Raw genomic sequence first — 23,866 nt, forward strand, 5'->3', positions numbered from 1 at the left:
AGTTAGCCATGTTTAATCTGAACAGGATGTTCTCGCTTCGCGTTTTTAAAGTAGTGATGGTCATAGCCTTTTTTATGCTGATTATCGCTGCGGTTTGGTTTCTCGGCCCTTTGCTGGGCTTTGGCGACACGCGTCCGCTGGCAGGCGTTGAGGCGCGCGTGATTTATGTTGTTCTGGCGCTGCTTTGTCTGATTGGGCTGTGGTTTAACGTACCGTCGTTTCTTCTGCTGGCCGCAACGGCCTGCGTTGTCGTCTGGACGATTGGGCCTTACCTGCTGATCGGTGAAAGCTATCCGCTAAGCGGTATCGCCACCAGGGCCAGCCTGATTGGCGCTATCCTGCTGGTCACGCTGCTGTATGGCGGCTGGAAGCTGCTGCTGGCGCTGAAAAACAATCCTAAGCTGCTTGACGCTTTTTTCGGCAGCAAAGAGGTTAAAAGCGATGGCGACGTCAGCGAGGTTAATGCGGCTATCCGTGATGCAGCGGCATATATAAGACAGCTGCGTAAAAACGGTACCTGGCTTAAGCGGTTTTTTTCATTTGGAAAAATGCACGGCGAGCTTCCCTGGTACATGACTATCGGGACGCAGGGCGCGGGAAAAACCACGGCGATCTTATCGTCGGGCCAGCATTTCCCGCTGCCGGAACAGCTGAGCAGGGTCTGCAAAGAGAGCGCGCCTACCCGTAACTGTGAGTGCTGGTTTGCGAATGACGCGCTGTTTATCGACACGGCCGGAAAATATCTTGTTTCGTCGGACGAGCAGCCGGAGTGGGACGGTATTATCAAGGCCATTAAAAAATATCGTCCGATAGAGGCGATTAACGGCGTGATTGTGGCGATCGGCGTGACCGACGTAATGGGTAAAAATAAAACGGAGCTCTACGATCTGGCCGCGAAAGTTCGCGCCAGGCTGGAGGCGATGCGCAGCAGACTGGGGGTATGCTTTCCGGTTTATATGCTGATTACCAAACTGGATCGGCTGATGGGGTTCGCCGAATATTTCCGCAGCCTGACCGAGCAGGAGCGCGAGCAGGTATGGGGCGTGACTTTCCCCTGGGGGGAAGAGGTGAAAACCGGCATTGGCGATCTGCGCGAACGGGTCGGAGCGGAATTTGCGCTGCTGGAAAATCGTCTGGAAAAGGCAATGACGGTGCGCCAACAGGAGGAATACAGCAATACGGACAGAAAGCGCATGTACGTGCTGCCGCAGGATTTCCGCATGCTGCTGGACAGCGTAACGGAAGTGGCGCAGACGATTTTCTTCGCCTCACGCTATGATGAAAATCAGGGCTATACCTCGCTGCGCGGTATCTACTTTGTCAGCAGCCACCAGCCTGAGGATACCGTTATGGTCAATAACGGGACGCTGATGCAGAAGTGGCGCAACTATATTGCTAACCGACAGACGGTGCCGTTGGCTTATCCAGCTTCGCTGACTGGTGAGAGCGAGGCTCTGGTCAGGGATGTTGCCTGGGGCAGGCACTATTTTCTGAAATCCCTGTTTTCCGACATCATCCTGAAAGATGGCGATCTGGTGCGGCGCAATTTACGGGTAGAGTCAAAATATCGCTTCCAGAACTTCTTTGGTCATATGCTTTGCATCGCGGCCTGCTGCTGGTTACTGAGCGGGATCTACCACAGCTATCATCATAACGGCGGCTACCTTGTCGCGGCCGGGGAAAAAGCGACCAGGCTGGAAGCAGAGGTCAAAAGCTATCAACAGGCGGCGGATCCCGGCAAGCTGCCGCTGCTGCTGAATCTGGCGCACTATCTGCCTGAATTTAACGGCCTTGACGTGTTGCATCCCGATCTTCCTTTCCGCTATGGCCTTTATGTCGGCAAGCGTTTAACCCACGATGCCGACGGCCTTTACCACTATTTTCTGCAGCGGCTGCTGTTTCCGCAAATCGAACAACAGGCGCATGAGGCTTTGCAGAGCGCCGTTTATGAACGCGATCCTGCGACACTTTACAACGCGCTTAAACGTTATCTGATGCTGGCAGGACAGGGCCAGTTCGATCGGGCATGGCTGGTCAGCGAGATTGCCCGGCAGTGGGACAATGCCGGAAAGCTCCAGCCTTATGAAGAAAGGAGCCTGTTTATCGCCCATCTTGAGGCGTTATTCAGCCGCCCGGACTGGCGGCAGTATGGCCAGCAACCGGATAAAAACCTGGTGGCGGAAGCGCGCGAAATACTTAATCGCAACACGCCGGTTAATCGACTTTATGCACGCGTGATAGCGCAGATGCAGGCGGAAGCGCCGGAGAATCTGACCTTAAGCAAAATGACCGATGAGGACGCCGGTCAGATTTTTACCCTTACCGATGAGGCGCTGGCGGAAAAAGGGATGCCTGGACTGTTTACCTGGGAAGGCTATCACCACGTTTTTAAAAAAAAGCTGGGCGACAGCGTGCGGGCGTTACAGGCTGAAGATAGCTGGGTAATGGGCAATAGCGAGGCGCAAAGCGCCCTGAAAGCGCTGAAGGTGGACAGAGGATCGGGCATTGTCGATCCGACGCGCGAAGCCCTGATGACGCTTTATCTGAAGGAGTATACGCGGCGATGGCAGGCTTTTTTGCAAAGCATCCGGCTGAAAAGCGAGGATGCAGACCAGAACAATACCGGGCTTTCTTTTGATATCTACATGCTGCGCACGCTGGTTTCTACCCACTCGCCGCTGGTAAATCTGGCGAGGCGCGCCGTCAGGGAAACCACGCTTGCCGTGGATCAGCAGGATAACCTGCTAAAAAACCAGCGTGTCAGCAGCTCAGGATTATCCAACAGTCGACTGGTGGATGCCGCCTCAAAGCTTAATCTGGCGCTGGCCGCTCAGGAGAAAAAAGCGCTGCGTCAGGGCGTGGATAACTATTTTGTGCCGCTGCGTGAATTCGTGGGCGGCGGCGAAAAAGGCATGGGCGCGGCTTCCGGTACTAAACTGCACCAGATTATGGGCGTGCTGAACGATCAGTACACGCTGCTGGTCATCTCCGACAGCGCGATCAAAAACGGCAATCTGCCGTCGGTGTCCGACGCAGGACAGCGGCTGAGCGCGGAGTCCGCCGTCTGGCCCGACCCTTTTAAATATATTATCGCGCCGCTGCTGAACGGCGCTTACCGACGGGTCAATCATCAGATCGTCTACAGCAGCAATAAAACCATCGCCTCAGGGCCGGGCGGAGTGTGCCGCAACACTTTGCAGGGCCGCTATCCTTTTGCGGATAACAGTGAGGAAGTCAGCCTGCGTGACTTTGAGCGCTTTTTCGCCACGGGCGGCGTGCTGGATGACTATTTTCAAAAAAAACTGGCCGACAAAGTTGATACGGCAGCAAGGCCCTGGCGCTATCGCGGCGATATTAATAGCCAGGATTCAGACGCGCTGGATGTTTTTGAGCAGGCCGCTGCGATCCGCAGCGCTTTCTTCCAGAACGGCGGCCGCACGCCGGGTATCGATTTCTCCGTTTCCATTCCCTACCTGGATCCTTCGGTTACCCAGCTTAACCTCAACTTTGACGGCAGCGTAATGGGGTATTCGCACGGCCCGGTTACGCCAAAACTTTTTCACTGGCCGGGCGCGCGTGCGGAATCCGTCGTCAATATGAGCACCAAGCCGCGCATTCTGGGGCAGGAAAACGGCCTGACCTTCACCGGTCCCTGGGCGCTGATGCGCTGGCTGGATACCGTCAACGATATTGGGACTTCGCCTGGCGGCCAGCCGGTGCTGCTGTTTAATCTGCATCAGCGGCCCGTCAAAATCGAGGTCACCGGCCTGACCTGGAACGATGAGCTTATCGTGGATTTACTGAAAAATTTTAACTGTCCCGGCGCATTTTAAGCCGTGGGGCACGGAGCGGCATATGGCCATTCGTACCGGTATTATTGGCAAAGAGGCGCGAACGTTATTGCCAGGCAGAGAGCGGAAAAAAGTCGCCGCCGTACTGGCCGCAAAAGTGGTGCCGGCGATGCAGTCGACGCTGCCCGGACAGCTTTTACCGGCGCATTACCCGTGGTGCTTTATTCTGCCGCCGTTGCGGAAAAAAGGCCGCTTTTACGTGGGGGCATTGGTCAACAGCCGCGCGGCGGGGCTTTCGGCCATTTACGCCGCCGTCAGCGTGCAATGGCTGCAAAAGGAACTGGCGTCTGATTTTCATATCGCCTTCTGGCTGGCGAGAATTATGATGGCGCAGCAAAATCAGGATGGCGTGGTTAATCAAGATATCTATTTGAAAAAATGGGTTAATTTATTACGGTCTCACTACTCCCCGTTTCGCGAACGGCTGCTTAATGAGCGCTATCGCTTCAGTTATCATGCGGATTTGCTGTTGGCGGAGCTGAGCGAGTACGACAGAAGCATCACGGAGGAAAAAGGCGTCGGCAGCATGCCCTGGCCGGACTGGCCGGAAATTATCCAGACGGATCGCAAAGCGTGGCTCTGGCGGCAAAGCCGCTACGGCAAAATTATCGATTCGCAGCACATTATCTGCTGAAAAGGAGAGGGAGAGGCGCTCCCTTAGGGTGCAATACAAACCAAGGATTAGGTGTTGATATGGCAAGAACCATAACGTTAAGCAGCTCAGCAATGCCGCTTTTGCTGGGTGAAACCGCGCTGGTATTAACGAAGCTGGAAGGCAAGGAGTCGTTCTCTTCTTTATATACCTACAAGCTAACTGCCAAAACGCCAGCCAGCGATCTTATTCCCTGGCAGTCAGCGGCGAACGTGGATATTAAAGCACTGATCGGTAAAGAGATGACCGTGTCGATAGAGCTGGACGGCAACGGGCTGGATGAATTGATGGGCATCGGCGCGGGCAGCCGGGAAATCTCCGGCCTGGTGCAGCGTGCCAGGTTTCTGGGGCGGGATGCGAATCAGGCCATCTTTGAAATTATCCTTCGCCCCTGGCTTTACCTGACGGAGCTGACCTCCGACTTCAAGATCTTCCAGCAAAAAACGGTGGTGGAGATTATTGACGAGGTGCTGGAGGAATATAACTTTCCGCTGGAAAAACGGCTAACCGGTTCTTATCCCCAGCTGGATTTTCAGGTGCAATACGGTGAAACGGATTTTAATTTTATCGAGCGCCTGATGGAGGAGTGGGGGATTTATTGGTTTTTTGAGCATGAAGACCAGAAGCATAAGCTGGTGCTGGTGGATCACGTTGGCGCGCACAAGCGTTTTTCCAGCGAGGCCTGGCATGTGCTGCAATATATGCCGAGCGAACCCAAAGCCGGGCAGGAATATATTACCCGTTTTGAATTTCAGGAAACCATTACCTCCGGCCGGTGGTATACCAACGATTACGATTTTACAAAATCCCGAGCGGATATATCGGCTGCCGACAGCAAGCCTCGTCAAACCACCTTTAACGACATGGAGCTTTACCACTGGCCCGGCGATTACGATCGGCCAGATATCGGCGAACAGCTGGCGAAAGTCCGTATGGAAGAGCGGGGCGCGATCGGATCAAGAGCATCCGGCTCCGGCGAACTGCGGGGCGTGGTATGCGGCACCAACTTCGAGCTGCAAAATTACCCGCTGGAGAAAGCGAACCGGGAATATATGGTCATCTCCAGCGAGCTGATCGTTAGCGATGTCAGCCAGGTGACGGGGATGGGGGATTTCAGTTATCAAAGCCATTTCACCGTTCAGCCTACCACCAAGATTTATCGCCATCCTCAGCTGGCGCTGCGCCCAAAAACCAGCGGGCCGCAGACGGCTGTAGTGGTAGGGCCGCCGGGCGAAGATATCTGGACGGATACCTGGGGCCGCATAAAAGTGCGCTTTTTATGGGATCGCTACGGGCACAACCGCGAAACGGATTCCTGCTGGATCCGCGTCAGCCAGGCGTGGGCCGGCAACAATTTTGGCGGGATCTATATCCCACGCGTCGGTCATGAAGTGATCGTGGACTTCATTAACGGCGATCCGGATCGTCCGCTGGTGATCGGCAGCCTTTATAACAACGTCACCATGCCGCCGTGGGATCTGCCTGCCAACGCCACGCAAAGCGGATTAGTGAGCCGCACGGTAGGTGGCGGACGCACCAACTTTAACGGCATCCAGTTTGAGGATAAACCAGGGCTGGAGCAGTACTGGGAACAGGCCGAGCGCGATATGTCCCGCCTGACCAAGCGTAATGAAACGCAAACCATCGGGCTGAACTCCGATCTTGCCGTCGGCGCGACGCGCTCTGTCAGCATCGGTGTTAACAGCAACAGAGTGGTTGGCGTTAATGAATCCACCACGGTAAATGGCAGTAGCTCGTTAATGGTCGGCGGCGCGCTGGGCTTTACGGTTGGCGGCGCGCAGTCCGAGTCGATAGGCGGTGCGAAAGGGATTAACGTCGGCGGCGCTTTTATGAATAACGTGGGCGGGTATTACTCGCTTGCCGTCGGTGGCTACATCGGCATGGTTGCAGGTGGCGCTATGTCATTAACGGCAGGCGGCGTGCTTTCACTTTGCGCGGGTAAAATTATCCTGTGCGCTAACCATATCGTGCTTCAGGGAGGACAGGTCGATTTAAATCCTGGCGATTGCTGTAGCTGCTGTAGCTGTGGCGGCGGCGGCGGCGGCGGCTTTGTCGCGGGCGTGCCCAGCCTGAGCGTTTTTGGGTTTGCCGCTCTTCCCTTCCCGCTGCCCCCACTGCCTGTACCAACGCCGACTTCCCCGGCACCGTCGCCGACTATACCCACGCCAGCCCCGACTATACCCACGCCGGTGCCTACCGTTCCCCCGGGCGGCAGGACCACGCCTGTGCCGACCATGCCTTGAGAGTGGTTTAACCGCGCATGGGGTAGCAGCCGGCGGCGTTATAGCCAGCCCGTCGTTGCCCCAGGCGTTTTATCAGTAACCGGGCTGGCATCAGCCCAACAGCAAGATGAGGTGAAAAATGGGAAGCTGCGCAGCCAGACTTGGCGATGCAATCGCACATGGCGGAGCAATAGTAAGCGGATCGGGGAATGTACACACTAACGGCTGTTGCGCTGCAGCAGCAGGCATCAGCGCCGCAGTGTGCGCTTTTCATGGCGGCGCGCCCGTCGCGTCAGGATCGGGCAGCGTATTTATCAACAACTGCAATGCAGCACGGCTGGGTGACGTCACCGGTTGCGGCGCAGCCGTTGTCTCCGGTTCCGGCAACGTGACTATCGGCGGTTAACTCGTGCAGCTGCTAATGACCTGGCCCGATAATCAGCCCGCTTTCCCGCTTGGCGAAAGTTATACCGTCGAACGCCCGGTCTGCTTCAATCCGCAAAACGGGCAATTTAGCGAGGCCGGTTCGTCGGACGCCCTGTGGTTTTACCGCTCGCCTGGCGGGCCAGTTATCTTCAATACCTGTAAGGATCTGCTTTGTCTGGTTGATAACGGCAGAGTGGCAGAGGGCGAGCGCCGCGTGCTCCGCCTTAATGCGGCGATCCAGCTGGGTCACTATGGCTTTACCGTAGTGGATGATGAAGACGTGCCGGGAGAGGCGCTGTGCCATATGCTGCTTGACGGCGATCCCCTGCAGAAAAGGCCGCTACCCGAAGTGGACGATATTTTGCCCAGCGGCGGGCACTATATGGGCGATTATCGCTACCTTAACGAGGCCGCGGCGGCGGAGACAGAAGCCGCCGCGGACATTCTTGAAGCGCTGGAGGAAGAATACAAAAAGTTTCTTATCTGGGGCGAGCAGCACCGCCACGTAGCCCAGGAACGCCCTACGCTGACCCGGCTTCCCGACTGCGATGATTACTTTGAGGCCGTCCGGGAGGAGATGAAGGCGAAAACGTTGACGGAATGCCTGATCCAGACGCCTTCGCTGATTGATAAGGTCTGGACGGAGCTGAACGTTGAAGGGACAACCGGCCCGCTGATTTTCGATGATGAAAAAACGGATATTTTAAAACTGCTGGCTCCGGAAAATATCGCTTCAAAAGAGAAGCAGACCATACCGGAACTGGTTTTCCACGATCTTTATAAGCCCGGGCTGGACAGCCCTTATTAACCCAGGATGGACCCATTATGCATGATGCAAAATCTTTAACCGCACTGCTGAAAACCACCTCGTTAAGCGATCTGATTGCGGAGGCGGCCGCGAACGTCAAAGCGCGTCCTGACGATAGCGCGTGTCGCAACGCGCTGTTCGGCCTGTACTGCCTTGATGGACGATGGGAAAAAGCGCTGATGCAGCTGCAAACGCTGGCCCTGCTGGATGACGTCGAGCCAAAGCAGTGCGAGCTGGGCAAGAACCTGATCCTCAGCGAGCTGATGCGGGAAGACGTGCTGGCGGGTAAACGCAGCCCTGGCCTGTTTACCGCCGCCGCACCGGAATGGATGACGCTGCTGCATCAGGCGAACAAAGCCCAGGCGGAAAACGAGCCGGAACGGGCCGAGACGCTTCGTCAGCAGGCCTTTTCTCTGGCCCCGGAAAGCGCCGGCAGCGGGGAGATAACGGGAAGGTTCGCCTGGATAGCGGACAGCGACGGGCGTATCGGGCCAGCCTGCGAATTTATCAGCGCTGGCGGCTATCGTCAGGTGCCTTTTTCCTCGCTGCAGCTGCTGCACGTTCGTCGACCTGAAGATCTGCTCGATCTGATTTGGACGCCCGCCCATATTAAAACAGACGGCGAGTTTCACTACGGCTACGTGCCTGCCCGCTATCCCCTTACCGCTGAAGCGGAACAGAGCGAGAAGCTGGGGCTGCTTAGCGAATGGCAGCAGGTTTCCGCTATGCTGGCGACGGGCGCTGGCAGAAAGGTGCTGATTACTGATAGTGGGGAATTTTCCCTGCTGGAAGTGGCCGAAATCCGCTTTGGCCAGGTGTAGGCAATGGAAAGAAAACAGAGTTTTTCGCCTACGCTGCTGGAAAGGCTGCTGGACGACGAGCCGAAAAAAAAGCGTGAAAGCTACGATGCCTGCTATGTGAGCGCTAAAGAGTTGCGCGCCATCGTGCAAAAGGATATCGCCTGCCTGCTTAACAGCACGAACCTTGAAGAACAGCTGGATGAAGCCCGGCACGGCGCGTTAATGGTCTCCGTTTTTAACTATGGCGTAGCGCCGCTGACGGGCAAATATGCCAGCCACCATAGCTGGCACATTATTGAGAAAAACATCCGCAACGCGCTGCTGCGCTTCGAGCCAAGAATTATTCCGGAAACGCTGCTGGTACGGCCGGTGACAGAGAGGGCGCCGGGACAAAACGGTCAGGTGCTGTTTGAGATAGGCGGCTTGATTAACTGGCAGCCGCAGCCTGTCGATCTCAGCCTGAAAGGCGCTTATGATGCGGAAACGGCGAAGGTAGCGTTAAAATCTTTTTAAGGGCGGGCCGCCGCCCCTTTTCATCCTTACCTGCCGATGGTTAAATCCCCTGACGATAAAAATTCAGGAGGCCCTATGCTGCCATCGCAAACCATCAGTCTGACCATCCCCCGTAACTGGGTTGATCTTTACGAGACCATCTGGAAACCCGACTATTTTCCGAAATGGATCGGCGCCCTTAGCGAAACGACGCTGGAGCAGGACGGCACCTGGTGGAAAATCGTCGGGGCGGAAAGCGCGAAAAAAATCCGTTTCACCGATCACAACCCTTATGGCGTAATGGATCGCTACGTGGATACCGGTTTTGGCAAGGAGACAGTGGTGCCGATGCGGGTGGTTGGCAACGAAGAGGGATCGGAAGTGCTGATGACGATCTTCCGGCAGCCCTTTACCTCCGAGGAAAAATTTGCCGAAGAGATCGCGACGGTCCAGCAAGATTTACAGAGGCTGCATACGCTGCTGACCACCTGAGCCGCCGCGCCGATCTGTTTTGCCCGAAGCGGCCCATCTGCCGCCGTTGTTTATGCGCATCGCCACTCATTAAGGACGTCAGCCAGCAATGAAGATCGTTACCTGCACCGAAGACCGCCACAGCGCCGCTATTCTGGCCATTTTCAACGACGCTATTGTTAATTCTACCGCGCTCTATGACTACGAGCCGCGCCAGCCGGAAAGTATGCAGAGCTGGTTCGCCGTTAAAAGGCAGCATGATTTCCCGGTTATCGGCGTTGAGGATGAGGCGGGCAGGCTAATGGGCTTTGCCAGCTACGGCACTTTTCGCGTGCACGCCGCCTGCCAGTTTACCGTTGAGCATTCAATTTATATCCACCCCGATTTTCGCGGGCAGGGACTGGGTAAAACGCTGCTGGACGCGATCGTTGAGCAGGGGCGGGAAAAAGGAATGCATCTGATGATCGGCAGTATTGACGCGGATAACCGCGCCAGCATTGTTCTGCATGAGAAAAAAGGCTTTACGCTGGCCGGAACGCTGAACGAGGTCGCCTGGAAGTTCGACCGCTGGCTGAATCTGGCGTTTTACCAGAAACGGCTGAACGACGGCGCGGCTACGCCAGGCACGTCGCGATAAATTCGCTGGCGCTGCGTGCGCCCTGGGCGGAAATAGTATGGCCAACCGACGCGTCAAATTGGGTGCTGACGACCGCGCCCAGCTCGCGTAGCTGCCTGGCTGCCGCTTCGCTTTCCGCACAGGGAATAACGCTGTCTGCCATGCCGTGGATCAGCATGACCGGCGTTTTCGCCGGCATGTCATAAGGCAGCGGCGACGCCAGCCTGCCGGAAAACGCCACCACGCCCGCTACCGGCCAGCGCCCGGAAACTACGGCGTCCAGCGCCATAATGCTGCCCTGGGAAAAGCCGACCAGCATCACGTTCTCCAGACGATCCTGCATCTGGTGGATTGCCAGAATAGCGCTAAGTTGGCGATCGAAAGCCTCCCGCGCGTGATAAACCCGCTCCGCCCGATTAGCAGACGTGACGCCGCTCAGGCTAAACCACTGATAGCCGGCGCCGTGTTCAAAAGGAAAGGGCGCATTGGGACTGGTGAAAGCCACCCGAGGCAAACCTTCTGCCCAATGCGCGCCCAGTCCGGCCAGATCCTTACCGTTGCTGCCGACGCCGTGCAGTAAAATAATCAATCCTTTCGTCACGGGACTTCTCCTGTTGAGCCGCTCTCCACTGTGGAAACGGTTTCACTCAAGGCTACACGGATCCCATGAGGATGATAATCCCTTGCTCAGCGCGGATATTCCTTCCGAAATGGAAAGAATTACCAGCCGCGATCCCACTCGGCCTCGCCTGCGTAATGCGCTTCAAGGAATTCCGTTAATGCACGCACCTTGTGCGCCAGATGGCGCGCTGGTGGATAGACAGCGTAAAGGCCGAGCGGCGGCATCTCATACTGGCGAAACAGCGGCACGATCGCGCCGCTGCGCAGCTGGTTTCCGGCGATAAACGTCGGCATCCGCGCAATGCCCAGCCCCGCGGCGGCGGCGCTCAGGCAGGCTTCAGCATTGGAAAAGCGCAGCCTGCCTTTTACCGCCACCGACAGAATACGTTCGCTGCCGTCGCGAAACTGCCAGTTCAGCGGCTCGCGAAAATTGGTATCGATGATGCAGTCATGCTGCGCCAGCTGACGCAAATCCTCTGGCGTGCCGTGCGCGCGCAGGTAGCTTTCGCTTGCCGCCACGATAATACGGATATCGCTCAGCCTTCGTGCAATCAGGCTGCTGTCGCTGAGCCTGCCAATACGCAGCGCAAGGTCGAAACCCTCATCCACGATATTGACCATGCGGTCGGCGAAGCTGACGTCCAGCTCAATTTCCGGGTACTCTTTGGCAAAGGCTATCAGCACCGGCGCCAGGCTGCTGGTGCCGAAAGTCAGCGGCGCGGTCAGCTTCAGGCGGCCTGAAGGTTTGCCGGAAGCGTGACGTACCGAGGCGTCCAGCGCGTCGAAGTCGTCCAGAATGCTTTTGATGCGGTCAAAATAGGCCTGGCCTATCTCTGTCGGAAAAAGCGCACGGGTGCTGCGTTTCAGCAGCTGGACGCCCAGCTCGCTCTCCAGGCGGGAAACCAGTTTCGACGCCTGCCCGCTGCTGGTGCCCATGCGTTCCGCGGCAGCGGCGAAGCTTCCCAGCTCCATTACCGCCACCAGCATACGATCACAATCAAGCCGTTCCATCTCCGCCCCTCTGCCTCGGTCGTTATTGTCCTTATGCGCGCGTCGCCTGCCGCTTCCTGTGCGGGCCTGCTACCGACCGTCTGTCGGGCTACCAGAGGGTATAAAAAAATCGGCCAGCAGGCCAGCCAGCGTTGCGGGCGCCTCTTCCGGAATGTAATGGCCCACGCCGGCGATAACGCCGCCTTTTACCTCAACCGCCAGCTGTTGCAGCGTCGTCAGCAGGGTATCGCCCACGCTGCCTTCCGCCCCAACGGCCAAAACCGGCATCAATAATTTTTTCTCCGCCCGCTGCCGCGCTGCCGCCAGCGAGGCCGGTGAAAAGCCGGTGCGGTAGTAGCTCAGCGCCGAACGCAGCGCGCCGGGAAGCTGGTTAACGCGGACATACTCTTCCAGATCGGCTGGCGTGATACTCCAGCTCTTCAGGGATTTGGCCGCAAACAGCCAGCTAATCAGCTCGCGTTCGCGGCCCTTAAACAGGATTTCCGGCAAATCGTTCAGTCGATTGAAAGCAAAGTGCCAGCTTTTCACATTGGCTTCGTCAGTGGGAATGCCGGACGGCGGCGGCGGCGAGATGCCCGGCAGCGCGGCGTCGAACAGCGCCAGCCGTTTCACATCTTCCGGCCAGTCGGCCGCCAGCGCATAGCCTATCCAGCTGCCGATATCGTGGCAGACTACATCTATCGGGCCAGACTCGTTCAGCTTCAGCGTGGCGATCAGCTGATGAATATCGTTAGCGGTGGTGGTCATATCATAGCCGTCGGCGGGATGGGCCGAGTCGCCCAGACCACGCGGATCGACCGCAATCACGCGGCGGCCCGCAGCGACCAGCAGCGGCATCACGTAGCGCCAGGCGTACCAGCTTTGCGGCCAGCCGGGCAGCAGCAGCACGGGTTCGCCGCAGCCGCCCGTGACGTAATGAAGACGAATACCGTTGACCTCAACGTACTCCTGGCGGAACTGCTGCCAGAAAGTTGCGGTTTGAAAGGCGGCAATGGCCTGACGGTCGGCCTCAGTGTTGGTAGAGATAAGCATGGTTGCCTCTGCGGTTTGGGTATGATCGTTTCCAAATTGAATGTAATTTGGTCTGTTGGGCGCGCGGCGCCAGGCCGCGCGCAAAAGCGAAATATCAGCCGAGCAGCGTCAGGGCGTTATCGACCAGCTGCGCCATCTCTTCTGTGGTACGGCCGGTTTTTCCCAGCACGCGCATTCCCTGCGTCAGGCACAGCAGCATGGCTGCCGTAGCCGGTACGTTAAGATCGGGAGAAACAGAGCCATCCTGCTGACCCTGGCGCAGAAACACCTCAAAGCGCGCCTCGTTGGCCCCCAGCGATTGCGTGATACGGCGCGCCAGCTCGTCGTTGCGCGTCGCCAGCTCGACGGCGCAGCTCACCACCAGACAGCCGCGCCGCCCGGTTTCGCCCACGCTGCTTTCGCCGTAGTGGCGCAACAGCGCCTCCACTCTGGCCCGCCCGTTGGGCGCGTCCGCAAGGCGACGGTTCAGCGCCTCGCCGCGCAGCTGCTGGTAGCGGGTCAGCGCGGCCAGGAAAATCGCCTGCTTGTCGGCGAAAGCTTTATACAGGCTGCCGGGCGTGACCTGCATCGCACGGGCCAGCTCGCTGATGGAAGTCCCGGCGTAGCCCTGCTCGCTGAACAGCGCAATAGCACCGTCCAGAGCAAGATCGGCATCGAATTCGCGCGGGCGTCCCGGCTGACGTAAAGATGTTTTCATTGCTTCATAATAGAGAACGATCGTTTCCTAATCAAGCCGCACCCTGCGCCGCGTTCGTCATAACAGCAGAAAATGCACTACTATCAGTTTTTTGGCTGTAAAAGTGAGCTAGCTATGCTGTATCGCCGCTTTGAGAAACTGATCGATATTTTTCAGGACGCCCCCAGCGACACGCCGCCCAACCGCGTCTGGGCTTTTTACGTCTACTATCTGCGCCAGGTGTGGCAGAGCTTTGCCTTACTGCTGGCGATCGGGCTGATCGCTTCGCTGATTGAGGTCGCGCTGTTCCGCTTTTTGAGCACCATTATTGATATGGTGAACACGACGCCCGCCGCCAGCTTCTTTAGCGAACACGCCAGCGAGCTGATCTGGATGGCGGCGGTGGCGCTGGTTTTCAGACCGATCTTTATCGGCCTGCACGATCTGCTGGTGCACCAGACGATCAACCCCGGCATGACCAGCATGATCCGCTGGCAAAACCACAACTACGTGCTGCGCCAGAGCCTGAATTTTTTCCAGAGCGACTTTTCCGGGCGCATCGCCCAGCGCATTATGCAAACCGGCAACGCGCTGCGCGATTCGGCAGTCCAGGCCGTGGATGCGCTCTGGCACGTGCTGATTTACGCCATTACCTCGCTGGTGCTGTTCGCCGAGGCGGACTGGCGGCTGATGATCCCGCTGCTGGTGTGGATTGTGGGCTATGTCGTCAGCATGAGGTATTTCGTGCCGCGCGTGAAATCCCGCTCCGTTGCCTCATCCGACGCGCGTTCGAAGCTGATGGGCACCATTGTGGACGGCTACACCAATATCACCACGCTAAAGCTCTTTGCGCACAGCGATTTGGAAAGAGCCTACGCGCGTGAGGCTATCGGCGATCAAACGGCTAAAACGCGTCAGCAGGGCCGGATGGTCACTAATATGGATGTGGTGGTGACCACGCTCAATGGCCTGCTGATCGTCAGTACCACGGGCCTGGCGCTGTGGCTGTGGACCCAGTCGCTGATTAGCGTGGGCGCTATCGCGCTGGCTACCGGGCTGGTGATCCGTATCGTCAATATGTCCGGCTGGATCATGTGGGTGGTCAACGGCATTTTTGAAAACATCGGTATGGTGCAGGATGGCCTGCAAACTATTGCTCAGCCGGTCAGCGTGGCCGACAAGCCGCAGGCGCCGAGGCTGAAGGTCGATCGGGGTGAAATCCGCTATGAGAACGTCGATTTCAATTATGGCAGCGCGCGCCGGGTGATCGACAAGCTACAGCTGACCATTCGTCCGGGCGAAAAGATTGGCCTGATCGGCCCGTCGGGCGCGGGGAAATCGACGCTGGTGAACCTGCTGCTGCGTCTGTATGACCTGGACGGCGGCCGCATTGTGATTGACGGCCAGGATATCGCGCACGTCAGCCAGGAAAGCCTGCGGGCGCAGATCGGCATGATTACGCAGGATACCTCGCTGCTGCACCGTTCAATTCGCGATAACTTGCTGTACGGCCGACCCGATGCGACAGAAGAACAGTTGCAGCAGGCGATCCATCGTGCGAAGGCCGACGAGTTTATCCCGCTGCTCTCCGATCCGCAGGGCCGCGTCGGACTGGATGCGCAGGTCGGCGAGCGCGGCGTGAAGCTTTCCGGCGGCCAGCGCCAGCGTATCGCTATCGCCAGGGTCTTGCTGAAGGACGCGCCGATCCTGATTATGGATGAGGCGACCTCCGCGCTGGATTCCGAAGTGGAAGCGGCGATCCAGGAGAGTCTGGAGACGCTGATGGGCGGCAAAACGGTGATTGCCATCGCGCACCGTCTTTCCACTATCGCCAAAATGGACAGGCTGGTGGTATTGCAGGAAGGGCGCATCGCCGAGATGGGCAGCCACAGCGAGCTGCTGGCGCTGGATGGGCTGTATGCCCGCCTGTGGCGACATCAGACGGGCGGCTTCGTCGGCGAGGATTAATCAATCAGCGGGCAGCGTCCAGGCTGCCCGTTATTCTCCGTCGCGGCGATAAGGCAGCGATGCGCGGGCTTCCAACGCCCACGCCTGCACGCCGGGCCTTTCCTGATCCAGGTAGTCCGCTACCGCCTCGAATAAGCCTTCATGCCGTAGATAGTGCCAGGATTCGGTGATCACCGGCTCAAAACCCCGCACCAGCTTGTGTTCGCCCTGCGCGCCCGCGTCAAAGCGCTTCAGCCCGTGCGCGATGGCGTAATCCATCCCCTGATAAAAACAGGTTTCAAAATGCAGCCGGTTAAACTCTTCCAGGCAGCCCCAGTAGCGACCGTAAAGCGTTTCGCCGTCCATCAGGCTGAAAGCCATCGCGACGGCCATGCCGTTTTGCGTTGCCAGCACCACGCGAATGGACTGCGGCATTTTCTCCGCCAGCAGGCTGAAGAAAAGGCGGGTGAGATAGGGGCGCTGGCCGCGCACCGCGTAGGTGTTGGCGTAGCAGGCGTAGACAAAGTCCCAGTGCGCTTCGCTGAGCTGATGACCGGCCAGCCACTCGAACGCAAACCCCTGGCTGGCGACCAGCTCGCGTTCTTTGCGTATCTGCTTGCGCTTGCGCGACATCAGCGTATCCAGAAAGTCCTGGAAATCGCGGTAGCCGGGATTGCGCCAGTGATACTGGCAGCCAAGACGCGGCAGCCAGCGTGCTTCCGCCGCCACCAGCTCGCGGGTTTGCGCATCGCCAAAGTTGATATGGGCGCTGTGCAGCTGGCGCTGATGCAGAAAATCGGGCACGTGATGCAGCAGCTTTGCGGTAAAGGCGCGGTCGCCCAGTAGTCTTGCGCCGGTAACGGGACTGAACGGCACGGCGGCTAGCCATTTAGGGTAGTAGGGCAGGCCGGCGCGCTGGCAGGCCTCTGCCCAGGCGTGATCGAAAACGTATTCGCCCATTGAATGGCTTTTGCGGTAGCCCGGCAGCGCGGCGCGGATTTCGCCCTGTTCTTCCCACAACAGGTGCTCCGGCTGCCAGCCGGTGCCTTTTCCCAGGCTGCCGCTCTCTTCCAGCGTGCTGAGAAAGGCGTGACGCAGAAAAGGCTGATCGTCCGGCAGTAAGGCATCCCACTGACTGGCGGGAAGATCGGCCAACTGCGTCAGAAGGGTTAGCGACATAGGGGCACTCCGTCTTGATGCGGGCAGGGGCGCTGCCCGATTAACCATGACGCTAAAGTGAAGGTTTTGCGTGCGAAGATCAACGTCTTCCCGCACGGGCCGCTAAAGCCTGCGCACCACGGGAGCAGCGCCGGTCGGATAAGTGTTGTCTTCCGGCGTTTCGCCACCGACGCGTTCAATCGGCCCCATCACAAACAGGAAGCAGCAGGCGGCAACGATACAGTGCGCGCCGACAAACACCAGGCCCAGGCTGTAGCTGCCGGTCAGCGCAACCAGGTAACCGAACATGATCGGCGTGATAATGCCGGCGATATTACCGACGCAGTTAAAAATAGCGCCCGCCAGGCCAACCGCTTCCTTCGGCGCGGTGTCGCTGATCACCGCCCAGGTACCCGCTCCGGCCGCCACGCCCTTGCCGTAAAAAGCAAAGGACATAATGGCGATGACCCAAAAGTTGCTGTTGGCGACGGCGGCGGCCATCAGCGTCGCGGCCATCAGCATCCCGACAATGTAAGGCGTTTTGCGCGCCCAGGAGACCGACCAGCCGATGCGGATCAGGTAATCGGAAATAATGCCGCCGGAAATCCCGCCCGCAAAGCCGAACAGCGCTGGCGCCACGGTGGCGAAACCGGCGTGCAGGATATCCATGCCGCGCGCCTGCACCAGATAGACAGGGAACCAGGTAATAAAGAAATAGCTCAGCGCGATGATGCAGTACTGACCGATATAGGCGCACCACAGCATCCGGTTAGTCAGCAGCCTGCGGAAGGTCTCGCGGGAAACGGGAGTTTTCTCCTTACGCTCCTGTACCGAGTCGATATCGATCAGGCCGCCGCCCGCGACGATATGATCCAGCTCCTGCGGCGACACGCTGCGGTGCGCGCGCGGCTCCTGCATATACCAAAGCCAGACGAAGAAGGCCCCGATGCCGATAACGCCCAGCACAAAGAAGGGCCACGGCCAGCCGAATTCGGATACCAGCCAGCCGGAAAGGGGCGAAAAGATGCCGACCGCAAAATACTGCGAGGAGGCGAACAGCGATGAGGCGCGGCCGCGTTCGGCTTTTGGAAACCACATAATGGCGACGCGGGCGTTGGCCGGAAAGCTGGGTGCCTCGATCAGCCCCAGCGCGAAACGCAGCGTGAACATGATCACCAGCGCGCTGGTCAGGCCCGTAGAGAATTCGCCGACAAAGCCCATCGCCAGCGTGGAGATCGACCAGAGCACCAGCGTCACGCCGTACACTCTTTTGGTGCCGAAGCGATCCAGAAACAGGCCGCCGGGGATCTGTCCTATTACATAGGCCCAGCTGAACGCCGACAGGATAAAGCCAAGCTGGATGGGCGAGAGGCCAAACTCATCTTTAATCGCGCCGCCCGCAATCGACAAAATAGAGCGATCCGCATAGGCGATAACGGAAAGAAACAGTATCAGCATTAATATCCACACGCGCACGTGCGATCCGTTTTTAGCAGTCATAGTGCTTACCCTTATTTATTGTCGCTCTGAATACAGGCGCAGAGATGACGAAGCTTGCCGCAGCGGCAGGAGAGAAAGGAAAACGGCCCGCGGGCGTTTTAATCAACTATAGGAGGCGCTTTTCAGGCGGGTCATTGTGCTGTTGTCGGGATTAACGGGAAATTTTTGCGATACATTCAGAAAGATGCACAAGGTGGCTTGAAGCGCTTCACATTCCGCACGTTATCCGCCGCGCTTGCCACACGGCTTTCCTGGAACGTGCACTGGGTCTGGTTTTCTTTGCGCGCTCTCTTCTATAGGACGCGGTATCTCAGGGATCGATCATGGTCGGCCCGGCGATGCGCAGCACGTTGTAGAACCAGGTTTTTGCCGTGATATCGCCGATTTCGGTGTGCGCATAGAGGAAAACTTCCTGATTCGGCACGTGGAATGGCAGCTCCAGCATCCGGCCGTTGCCGCGACGTGCGTAGATCCTGGCGGCGCTGGAAGGCAGCGTTACCAGCAAATCGCTGGAGGCAATCAGCTCGCCCAGCGCGGCGAAGTGCGGCACTTCCAGCGCGATTTCGCGTTCCAGCTCAAACTCTTTCAGCCGATCTTCCACAATGTGGTGACCGCTGGTGGCAGCGACCACGACATGGCGTTCCTGCATATACTCATCCAGCGACAGGCTCTCTTTAATTCGCGGATGGTCAACGTTGAGCAGACAGACATAGCGTTCATAGGCCATCAGCTCGCGCTGCGCGGAGGAAACCGACTCATTGCGGCTGCACAGCGCCGCGTCGATACGGCCCGTCAGCAGCCATTCATCCAGCTTGTGCACGTCGACCGGGATCACCTCCAGCTGGATATGCGGCGCCACGCTGCGGAAAAGCGTAATTAGCTTGGGCAGCAGCAGCAGCTCGCCCAGGTCCGTCAGCGCCAGGCGGAACTTATAGCGCGAGGTTTCCGGCGAAAAGATGCGGGTTTCCGCCACGGCTTTTTCTATGCCGGTCAGCGACTTTTTAAACACCTTATAGAGCTGCATCGCGGTCGGCGTCGGCTCCATGCCTTTCCGGCTGCGCTTGAACAGCTCGTCGTTGGTTTCGCTGCGCAGACGGGCGAGCGCGTAGCTGGCGGAAGGCTGCGTAATAAACAGGCGATCGGCGGCGCCGCTGACGCTGCGGGTTTCATAGATAGCGGTAAAAACGCGTACCAGGTTGAGATCCAGCATGGCTACCTCTATAGAGAGTATCTATTAACGAACATTAAAATTATCTATTTGAACTATTTTACACTTCTTTATATCCTTCCGCCAAATTTTGATAAGTTATTCCTTTTGTTGCATATCAAAATTTAACTAATAAAAACATATAGATATAATATTACATCGTGGAATGGCGGCGTCATATGCAGGATGCCGCTGCAGGAGAAAGTCAGTGAAAGGTGAAATCGTAGACGTGATTATCGACTGGATTGAAGCGCATCTGGACGATGGACTGAATATTGAGGCCGTAGCCGCGCGCTCCGGTTATTCTAAATGGCACTTACAACGCGCTTTTAAAGAGAAAAAAGGCATGACCCTGGGCAGCTTTATTCGCTATCGTCGCCTGGACGAGGCGGCAAAAAGCCTGGTGACCTCCCATAAAACCATCATGACCATCTCTATGGATTTGGGATTCTCGTCCCAGCAGTGTTTTCAGCGCGTCTTTAAAAAACACTTTAACGTGACGCCGAGAGATTATCGTAATCAGCATCGCGAGCTGCACTAACTTCGCGCATCTCTGAATAAATACCCTATGAAAAAATATGCTTTTCTTATCGCGTTGGCGATAAGCGGGACCGGTTTTGCTGCCGTTCCCGCTCGGCCAGCGGGCGTTCAGACGACCACGGCGTGCGAGCCGGGTTTTTGCTTACCGCTTGTCCGGGCCGGCGATGAACTGGCGCTGGGCATCGGCAGTATTGACCGGCAGGCGCGCCGGGTACTTGAACCCGCCTCGGCAGGCATGCTGACCGAGCCAACGGAGTAAATCCGTAAAATTCCCCCGGTGCAGGCCTGTGCCGTGAAAAATTTAACATTCCATCAGGTATACTACCGCTCGTGTTAACCTGCTTATGGAATGCTATGGAACGTCTTACTGAAAATCTTATTTACGCCTCGCGCTGGCTGCTGGCACCTATTTATCTCGGGCTGTCGCTGGGCCTGCTGGCGCTGGCGATCAAGTTCTTCCAGGAAGTTTTTCATCTGCTGCCCAACGTGCTGGCTATGGCGGAAAACGATCTGGTGCTGGTGCTGCTATCGATGATTGACCTGACGCTGGTTGGCGGCCTGCTGGTGATGGTGATGCTCTCCGGCTATGAAAACTTCGTTTCCAGGCTGGATATCTCCGAGCACAAAGAAAAGCTGAGCTGGCTGGGGAAAATGGATTCCGGCTCGCTGAAGAATAAAGTGGCGGCCTCTATTGTGGCGATCTCTTCTATTCATCTGCTGCGCGTGTTTATGGATGCGCGCAATATTCCTGATAACAAGCTGATGTGGTACGTCATTATTCATCTGACGTTTGTGCTGTCCGCCTTTGTGATGGGCTATCTGGACGCGATGTCCCGTAAAGATAAAAACGCCCTGCACTGATTGCGCTTTGCCCGGAGCGGCTCCGGGCAATCCTGCCGTTATTTAGCGCCCGCCGCGAATTTCACTTGCCTCCCGACCGGCAAATCGCATAAAAAAGCGGTTCTTCTTGCCGATAAAGAATTATTCGTCCGCTTCGCCTCCTTCTGCCTGCCCGTTTCTGGCCTCCGCTTTGCATGTCTTAGCGAAGAGCGCTGCGTCGGCACGGAGCGCGGCGCGTTTATGTCACCAAGGAAAACCATGTCAGATGATTAGTCGACGCCGGTTAATAATGGGCACCGGCGCAGCCATGTTGGCGATGACCGCCGGAAAACTGTTTGCCAGAGAAGACGTTATTCCCCTGTGGCCGGACGAGCCGCCGGGCGGGGGCGGGCCGGGCGGCAATCTGCATGTGTCCGCCAGCGGCGCCTGGTCGAATATCGTCAGTCCCGCTATTCAGCGCTTTCAGCCGCAGGAGCCTAACGGCTCGGCGGTACTGATCGCGGCGGGCGGCGGCTATCGCTGGATCGGCATGGGCGGCGAAGCCTGGCCGGTGGCGCGCTGGCTGAATGCCCGTGGCTATACGGCCTACGTGCTGAGCTATCGGCTGCCGCACGAAAAATGGCACGCGGGACGGCTCGCGCCCTTTCAGGATGCACAGCGCGCAATCAGGCTGGTGCGCTCGATGGAGCGGAAAGTACATCTGCTGGGCTTTTCCGCTGGCGGCCACCTGATGGGCATGTCGGCGGCGCGGCCTGGTTTCGTAACCTATGCGCCGCAGGATACGCTGGATCAGATTGCGCCGGTCGCGGACAGCGTTGCCCTGATTTATCCGGTGATCACGCTGGAAGCGCCTTACACCCATACGCGTACTCACAGCGAAATCGTCGGAAAAAACGCTTCGCCAGCGGATGAGGCGGGCTGGTCGGTGGAAAATTACGTTACGCGTAGCTTCCCACCTACCTTTCTGGCCCAGGCGGACGACGATCGCACCTCAAATCCGCACAACACGCAGATCATGCACGACGCCTGTCGGCGCATGGGCGTGCCGGTCGAACAGATCAAAATTACGCGAGGCGGACATGGTTTTGGTCTGGGAAGGGCAGGGACGCCTGCGGCTATCTGGGATGAGGCTTACGCTATCTGGCTGGCGGGACGTCGGTAAATGCTTTGGCGCCTTCCGTGGCGCCGTCTGGCAGGCTATTTTCTGAGCCGTACCAGATCGACCGCATGGTCGGTGCTTTTGGTCATGATCAGGCTGGCTCTTTCGCGAGTCGGCAGGATATTCTCTTTCAGATTCATCAGATTAATCTCCTCCCACAGCTGCGTGGCGATGCCTACGGCCTCGTCTTCAGGCAGCTTTGCGTAGTGATGGAAGTAGGAATCCGGATCGGTAAACGCGCCCTGACGGAACTTCAGGAAGCGATTAATGTACCAGTGGCGCAGCAGATCTTCCGGCGCGTCCACATAGATAGAGAAGTCGACGAAATCGGAAACAAAAACGTGATGCGGATCGTGCGGGTAATCCATACCGCTTTGCAGCACGTTCAGCCCTTCCAGGATCAAAATATCCGGCTGCTGCACGACCTTGTCGCCGTCAGGAATAACATCGTAGATCAAATGCGAATAGACCGGTGCGGTGACCTGAGCGGCACCAGACTTGAGGGCGGAGACGAAATTCACCAGGCGATGCATATCGTAAGATTGCGGAAAGCCCTTTTTCTTCATCAGGCCGCGCTCTTTTAACACCTCGTTGGGGTGCAAAAACCCGTCCGTGGTAATCAGCTCGACGCGACGATGCTCCGGCCAGCGGCTCAGCAGCGCCTGCAACACGCGAGCCGTGGTGCTTTTCCCTACGGCCACGCTGCCGGCGATACTGATGATATAGGGGATCTTCTGGCCATTGGTGCCCAGGAACTGCTCCAGCACCGCCTGACGGCGTAAATCGGAATTGATATAGAAGTTAAGCAGACGCGATAACGGCAGATAGATCTCCGCGACCTCATTAAGAGAAAGATCTTCGTTTATCCCCTCGAGCCGGGCAATTTCTTCTTTGCTCAGGGTCATCGGCACGGAATCACGCAGCGCGGCCCATTGCGAACGGTTAAATTGCAGATAGGGTGTGGTCAACAAGGATTCTTTTTTACTCATATACATGCTTCTGCCAGCAAGAACTTGCCTGTTGTGGCGTGCGCAGAGAAGACGCTGTCCGCTGCTGCCGCTCGCGTAACTAAGGTAAATTTCAGAAAACAATGGGCAGGAGGTTAACACCAGACGGGGCGGAATCAGAAGGAAAAATAAAAACGACCAACGCAAACGTAACGGCGACCGCATTTATTGAAAAATAAACGCGCGCTTTATGAAAACGACAGCGAAAACAGCAGCCGATTCGCTTTGCGCAGGCGCCAGGGGAATGCTGCTGGATAAACAGAGAAAGAAATCGCCGCTTTTGCGCTGGCTAAAAAATAGCAATATCGTCGCTTCTTTGTACGGTTCCGTTGACGGGCAGCAAGATTTTGCGAAGAATTGCACAAATAACAGCCATAAGAACTTTTATCGCAATTTTTTTGTTGCATCCCGCCGCCACACTTCCTAGAATGCGCACCACTTGATGCCGGCTTAGCTCAGTTGGTAGAGCAACTGACTTGTAATCAGTAGGTCACCAGTTCGATTCCGGTAGCCGGCACCATCAAGTACCCCAGGTGGGGTTCCCGAGCGGCCAAAGGGAGCAGACTGTAAATCTGCCGTCATCGACTTCGAAGGTTCGAATCCTTCCCCCACCACCATTAATATCGTTCGCGATGTTAATGAGAGGCAGAAACTTCCAGATTCCCCACGGGGAAGGATAAGAAGCTTCGACCTCGAAGGTTTGACCCGGCAGGGCAAGGAACAGTGTGACTTAATCCTTCCCCCACCACCATTAATATCGTTCGCGATGTTAATGAGAGGCAGAAACTTCCAGATTCCCCACGGGGAAG

At 57.2% G+C, this 23,866-nt stretch carries 23 protein-coding genes and 2 tRNA genes; 17 read left to right on the forward strand and 8 right to left on the reverse strand.

Annotated features, from left to right (window positions below; all coding sequences use genetic code 11):
* The first annotated feature begins 8 nt into the window (after positions 1–8).
* From tssM to AB3U87_RS16230, 9 genes are all read left to right on the forward strand, one after another.
* On the forward strand, positions 9–3,833 hold the full coding sequence (gene tssM, locus AB3U87_RS16190) for a type VI secretion system membrane subunit TssM (protein WP_394149731.1): 3,825 nt from the start codon (positions 9–11) through the stop codon (positions 3,831–3,833).
* A 22-nt stretch (positions 3,834–3,855) separates the two neighbouring features.
* Complete coding sequence (locus tag AB3U87_RS16195; RefSeq protein ID WP_394149733.1) at positions 3,856–4,485, forward strand: hypothetical protein; 630 nt, start codon at positions 3,856–3,858, stop codon at positions 4,483–4,485.
* Positions 4,486–4,544: 59 nt separating this feature from the next.
* Positions 4,545–6,767, forward strand: a complete 2,223-nt coding sequence (locus AB3U87_RS16200; RefSeq protein WP_477181479.1) for a type VI secretion system Vgr family protein — start codon at positions 4,545–4,547, stop codon at positions 6,765–6,767.
* A gap of 118 nt (positions 6,768–6,885) precedes the next feature.
* Complete coding sequence (locus AB3U87_RS16205; protein ID WP_253456345.1) at positions 6,886–7,152, forward strand: PAAR domain-containing protein; 267 nt, start codon at positions 6,886–6,888, stop codon at positions 7,150–7,152.
* Between the two features lie 15 nt (positions 7,153–7,167).
* On the forward strand, positions 7,168–7,980 hold the full coding sequence (locus AB3U87_RS16210; RefSeq protein WP_301730632.1) for a TagK domain-containing protein: 813 nt from the start codon (positions 7,168–7,170) through the stop codon (positions 7,978–7,980).
* A gap of 17 nt (positions 7,981–7,997) precedes the next feature.
* Complete coding sequence (locus AB3U87_RS16215) at positions 7,998–8,801, forward strand: type VI secretion system accessory protein TagJ (protein WP_253456339.1); 804 nt, start codon at positions 7,998–8,000, stop codon at positions 8,799–8,801.
* Positions 8,802–8,804: 3 nt separating this feature from the next.
* Positions 8,805–9,293: a type VI secretion system baseplate subunit TssE gene (locus AB3U87_RS16220; RefSeq protein WP_253456336.1), complete on the forward strand. Its 489-nt coding sequence runs from the start codon at positions 8,805–8,807 to the stop codon at positions 9,291–9,293.
* Between the two features lie 75 nt (positions 9,294–9,368).
* The gene (locus AB3U87_RS16225) at positions 9,369–9,764 is read left to right on the forward strand and encodes a polyketide cyclase (RefSeq protein ID WP_253456333.1); all 396 of its coding nucleotides are present in this window, start codon (positions 9,369–9,371) and stop codon (positions 9,762–9,764) included.
* Positions 9,765–9,852: 88 nt separating this feature from the next.
* Entirely contained in the window at positions 9,853–10,380 is a 528-nt protein-coding gene (locus AB3U87_RS16230; protein ID WP_253456330.1) for a GNAT family N-acetyltransferase, read from the forward strand.
* Here the strand turns inward: AB3U87_RS16230 and AB3U87_RS16235 are convergent.
* The 4 genes from AB3U87_RS16235 to AB3U87_RS16250 all read right to left on the reverse strand — a co-directional run bounded on the left by AB3U87_RS16235 (position 10,358) and on the right by AB3U87_RS16250 (position 13,720).
* Complete coding sequence (locus AB3U87_RS16235) at positions 10,358–10,960, reverse strand: alpha/beta hydrolase (protein WP_301730634.1); 603 nt, start codon at positions 10,958–10,960, stop codon at positions 10,358–10,360. The genes AB3U87_RS16230 and AB3U87_RS16235 overlap by 23 nt on opposite strands.
* 119 nt (positions 10,961–11,079) lie before the next feature.
* Positions 11,080–11,991: a LysR family transcriptional regulator gene (locus tag AB3U87_RS16240; protein ID WP_301252810.1), complete on the reverse strand. Its 912-nt coding sequence runs from the start codon at positions 11,989–11,991 to the stop codon at positions 11,080–11,082.
* A gap of 69 nt (positions 11,992–12,060) precedes the next feature.
* Positions 12,061–13,023: an alpha/beta fold hydrolase gene (locus AB3U87_RS16245; protein ID WP_394149737.1), complete on the reverse strand. Its 963-nt coding sequence runs from the start codon at positions 13,021–13,023 to the stop codon at positions 12,061–12,063.
* 94 nt (positions 13,024–13,117) lie between these two features.
* Positions 13,118–13,720, reverse strand: a complete 603-nt coding sequence (locus tag AB3U87_RS16250; protein ID WP_394149739.1) for a TetR/AcrR family transcriptional regulator — start codon at positions 13,718–13,720, stop codon at positions 13,118–13,120.
* 114 nt (positions 13,721–13,834) lie between these two features.
* Between AB3U87_RS16250 and AB3U87_RS16255 the strand changes: the two genes are divergently transcribed.
* A complete protein-coding gene (locus AB3U87_RS16255; protein WP_253456315.1) occupies positions 13,835–15,667 on the forward strand; it encodes an ABC transporter ATP-binding protein in 1,833 nt (610 codons plus the stop codon).
* 30 nt (positions 15,668–15,697) lie between these two features.
* On the opposite strand, the gene AB3U87_RS16260 is transcribed toward AB3U87_RS16255, so the two are convergent.
* From AB3U87_RS16260 to AB3U87_RS16270, 3 genes are all read right to left on the reverse strand, one after another.
* Positions 15,698–16,825 (reverse strand): GNAT family N-acetyltransferase, encoded by a 1,128-nt coding sequence (locus tag AB3U87_RS16260; RefSeq protein WP_394149741.1) that lies wholly within the window; start codon positions 16,823–16,825, stop codon positions 15,698–15,700.
* Between the two features lie 102 nt (positions 16,826–16,927).
* Positions 16,928–18,304, reverse strand: a complete 1,377-nt coding sequence (locus AB3U87_RS16265) for an MFS transporter (protein WP_253456309.1) — start codon at positions 18,302–18,304, stop codon at positions 16,928–16,930.
* Positions 18,305–18,614: 310 nt separating this feature from the next.
* Positions 18,615–19,514, reverse strand: a complete 900-nt coding sequence (locus AB3U87_RS16270; RefSeq protein WP_125289359.1) for a LysR family transcriptional regulator — start codon at positions 19,512–19,514, stop codon at positions 18,615–18,617.
* A gap of 163 nt (positions 19,515–19,677) precedes the next feature.
* Between AB3U87_RS16270 and AB3U87_RS16275 the strand changes: the two genes are divergently transcribed.
* From AB3U87_RS16275 to AB3U87_RS16290, 4 genes are all read left to right on the forward strand, one after another.
* Positions 19,678–20,052 carry a helix-turn-helix domain-containing protein gene (locus AB3U87_RS16275; protein WP_301730638.1) on the forward strand — a complete coding sequence of 125 codons (375 nt, stop codon included), beginning with the start codon at positions 19,678–19,680 and terminating at the stop codon, positions 20,050–20,052.
* 27 nt (positions 20,053–20,079) lie between these two features.
* Positions 20,080–20,310 carry a hypothetical protein gene (locus tag AB3U87_RS16280; protein WP_253456306.1) on the forward strand — a complete coding sequence of 77 codons (231 nt, stop codon included), beginning with the start codon at positions 20,080–20,082 and terminating at the stop codon, positions 20,308–20,310.
* Positions 20,311–20,405: 95 nt separating this feature from the next.
* Positions 20,406–20,912 carry a TIGR00645 family protein gene (locus AB3U87_RS16285; RefSeq protein WP_125289362.1) on the forward strand — a complete coding sequence of 169 codons (507 nt, stop codon included), beginning with the start codon at positions 20,406–20,408 and terminating at the stop codon, positions 20,910–20,912.
* A gap of 244 nt (positions 20,913–21,156) precedes the next feature.
* Positions 21,157–22,053, forward strand: coding sequence for an alpha/beta hydrolase (locus AB3U87_RS16290; RefSeq protein WP_394149744.1), 897 nt, complete (start codon positions 21,157–21,159; stop codon positions 22,051–22,053).
* Between the two features lie 35 nt (positions 22,054–22,088).
* On the opposite strand, the gene coaA is transcribed toward AB3U87_RS16290, so the two are convergent.
* The gene (gene coaA / locus AB3U87_RS16295; RefSeq protein ID WP_253456300.1) at positions 22,089–23,039 is read right to left on the reverse strand and encodes a type I pantothenate kinase; all 951 of its coding nucleotides are present in this window, start codon (positions 23,037–23,039) and stop codon (positions 22,089–22,091) included.
* Positions 23,040–23,247: 208 nt separating this feature from the next.
* On the opposite strand from coaA, the gene AB3U87_RS16300 reads away from it, so the two are divergent.
* The 3 genes from AB3U87_RS16300 (at position 23,248) to AB3U87_RS16310 (ending at position 23,674) form a co-directional block, all read left to right on the forward strand.
* Entirely contained in the window at positions 23,248–23,484 is a 237-nt protein-coding gene (locus AB3U87_RS16300; RefSeq protein ID WP_253456297.1) for a hypothetical protein, read from the forward strand.
* Positions 23,485–23,501: 17 nt separating this feature from the next.
* A tRNA-Thr gene (locus AB3U87_RS16305) sits at positions 23,502–23,577 on the forward strand.
* Between the two features lie 12 nt (positions 23,578–23,589).
* Positions 23,590–23,674: transfer RNA gene (locus AB3U87_RS16310), tRNA-Tyr, on the forward strand.
* Positions 23,675–23,866 lie beyond the last annotated feature (192 nt).

It is taken from the genome of Erwinia plantamica (assembly GCF_043420595.1).
Lineage (GTDB): Bacteria > Pseudomonadota > Gammaproteobacteria > Enterobacterales > Enterobacteriaceae > Erwinia > Erwinia aeris.

What these genes read in the sequence shown, in the direction of transcription:
- AB3U87_RS16245 (WP_394149737.1), bottom strand. Translation starts at nt 13,023, where the DNA reads ATGCTTATCTCTACCAACACTGAGGCCGACCGTCAGGCCATTGCCGCC.
- AB3U87_RS16300 (WP_253456297.1), top strand. Translation starts at nt 23,248, where the DNA reads ATGAAAACGACAGCGAAAACAGCAGCCGATTCGCTTTGCGCAGGCGCC.
- AB3U87_RS16225 (WP_253456333.1), top strand. Translation starts at nt 9,369, where the DNA reads ATGCTGCCATCGCAAACCATCAGTCTGACCATCCCCCGTAACTGGGTT.
- AB3U87_RS16240 (WP_301252810.1), bottom strand. Translation starts at nt 11,991, where the DNA reads ATGGAACGGCTTGATTGTGATCGTATGCTGGTGGCGGTAATGGAGCTG.
- AB3U87_RS16230 (WP_253456330.1), top strand. Translation starts at nt 9,853, where the DNA reads ATGAAGATCGTTACCTGCACCGAAGACCGCCACAGCGCCGCTATTCTG.
- AB3U87_RS16205 (WP_253456345.1), top strand. Translation starts at nt 6,886, where the DNA reads ATGGGAAGCTGCGCAGCCAGACTTGGCGATGCAATCGCACATGGCGGA.
- AB3U87_RS16215 (WP_253456339.1), top strand. Translation starts at nt 7,998, where the DNA reads ATGCATGATGCAAAATCTTTAACCGCACTGCTGAAAACCACCTCGTTA.
- AB3U87_RS16250 (WP_394149739.1), bottom strand. Translation starts at nt 13,720, where the DNA reads ATGAAAACATCTTTACGTCAGCCGGGACGCCCGCGCGAATTCGATGCC.
- AB3U87_RS16210 (WP_301730632.1), top strand. Translation starts at nt 7,168, where the DNA reads ATGACCTGGCCCGATAATCAGCCCGCTTTCCCGCTTGGCGAAAGTTAT.
- AB3U87_RS16290 (WP_394149744.1), top strand. Translation starts at nt 21,157, where the DNA reads ATGATTAGTCGACGCCGGTTAATAATGGGCACCGGCGCAGCCATGTTG.
- tssM (WP_394149731.1), top strand. Translation starts at nt 9, where the DNA reads ATGTTTAATCTGAACAGGATGTTCTCGCTTCGCGTTTTTAAAGTAGTG.
- AB3U87_RS16280 (WP_253456306.1), top strand. Translation starts at nt 20,080, where the DNA reads ATGAAAAAATATGCTTTTCTTATCGCGTTGGCGATAAGCGGGACCGGT.
- AB3U87_RS16195 (WP_394149733.1), top strand. Translation starts at nt 3,856, where the DNA reads ATGGCCATTCGTACCGGTATTATTGGCAAAGAGGCGCGAACGTTATTG.
- AB3U87_RS16275 (WP_301730638.1), top strand. Translation starts at nt 19,678, where the DNA reads ATGGCGGCGTCATATGCAGGATGCCGCTGCAGGAGAAAGTCAGTGAAA.
- AB3U87_RS16285 (WP_125289362.1), top strand. Translation starts at nt 20,406, where the DNA reads ATGGAACGTCTTACTGAAAATCTTATTTACGCCTCGCGCTGGCTGCTG.
- AB3U87_RS16200 (WP_477181479.1), top strand. Translation starts at nt 4,545, where the DNA reads ATGGCAAGAACCATAACGTTAAGCAGCTCAGCAATGCCGCTTTTGCTG.
- AB3U87_RS16260 (WP_394149741.1), bottom strand. Translation starts at nt 16,825, where the DNA reads ATGTCGCTAACCCTTCTGACGCAGTTGGCCGATCTTCCCGCCAGTCAG.
- AB3U87_RS16265 (WP_253456309.1), bottom strand. Translation starts at nt 18,304, where the DNA reads ATGACTGCTAAAAACGGATCGCACGTGCGCGTGTGGATATTAATGCTG.
- AB3U87_RS16255 (WP_253456315.1), top strand. Translation starts at nt 13,835, where the DNA reads ATGCTGTATCGCCGCTTTGAGAAACTGATCGATATTTTTCAGGACGCC.
- AB3U87_RS16270 (WP_125289359.1), bottom strand. Translation starts at nt 19,514, where the DNA reads ATGCTGGATCTCAACCTGGTACGCGTTTTTACCGCTATCTATGAAACC.
- coaA (WP_253456300.1), bottom strand. Translation starts at nt 23,039, where the DNA reads ATGAGTAAAAAAGAATCCTTGTTGACCACACCCTATCTGCAATTTAAC.
- AB3U87_RS16220 (WP_253456336.1), top strand. Translation starts at nt 8,805, where the DNA reads ATGGAAAGAAAACAGAGTTTTTCGCCTACGCTGCTGGAAAGGCTGCTG.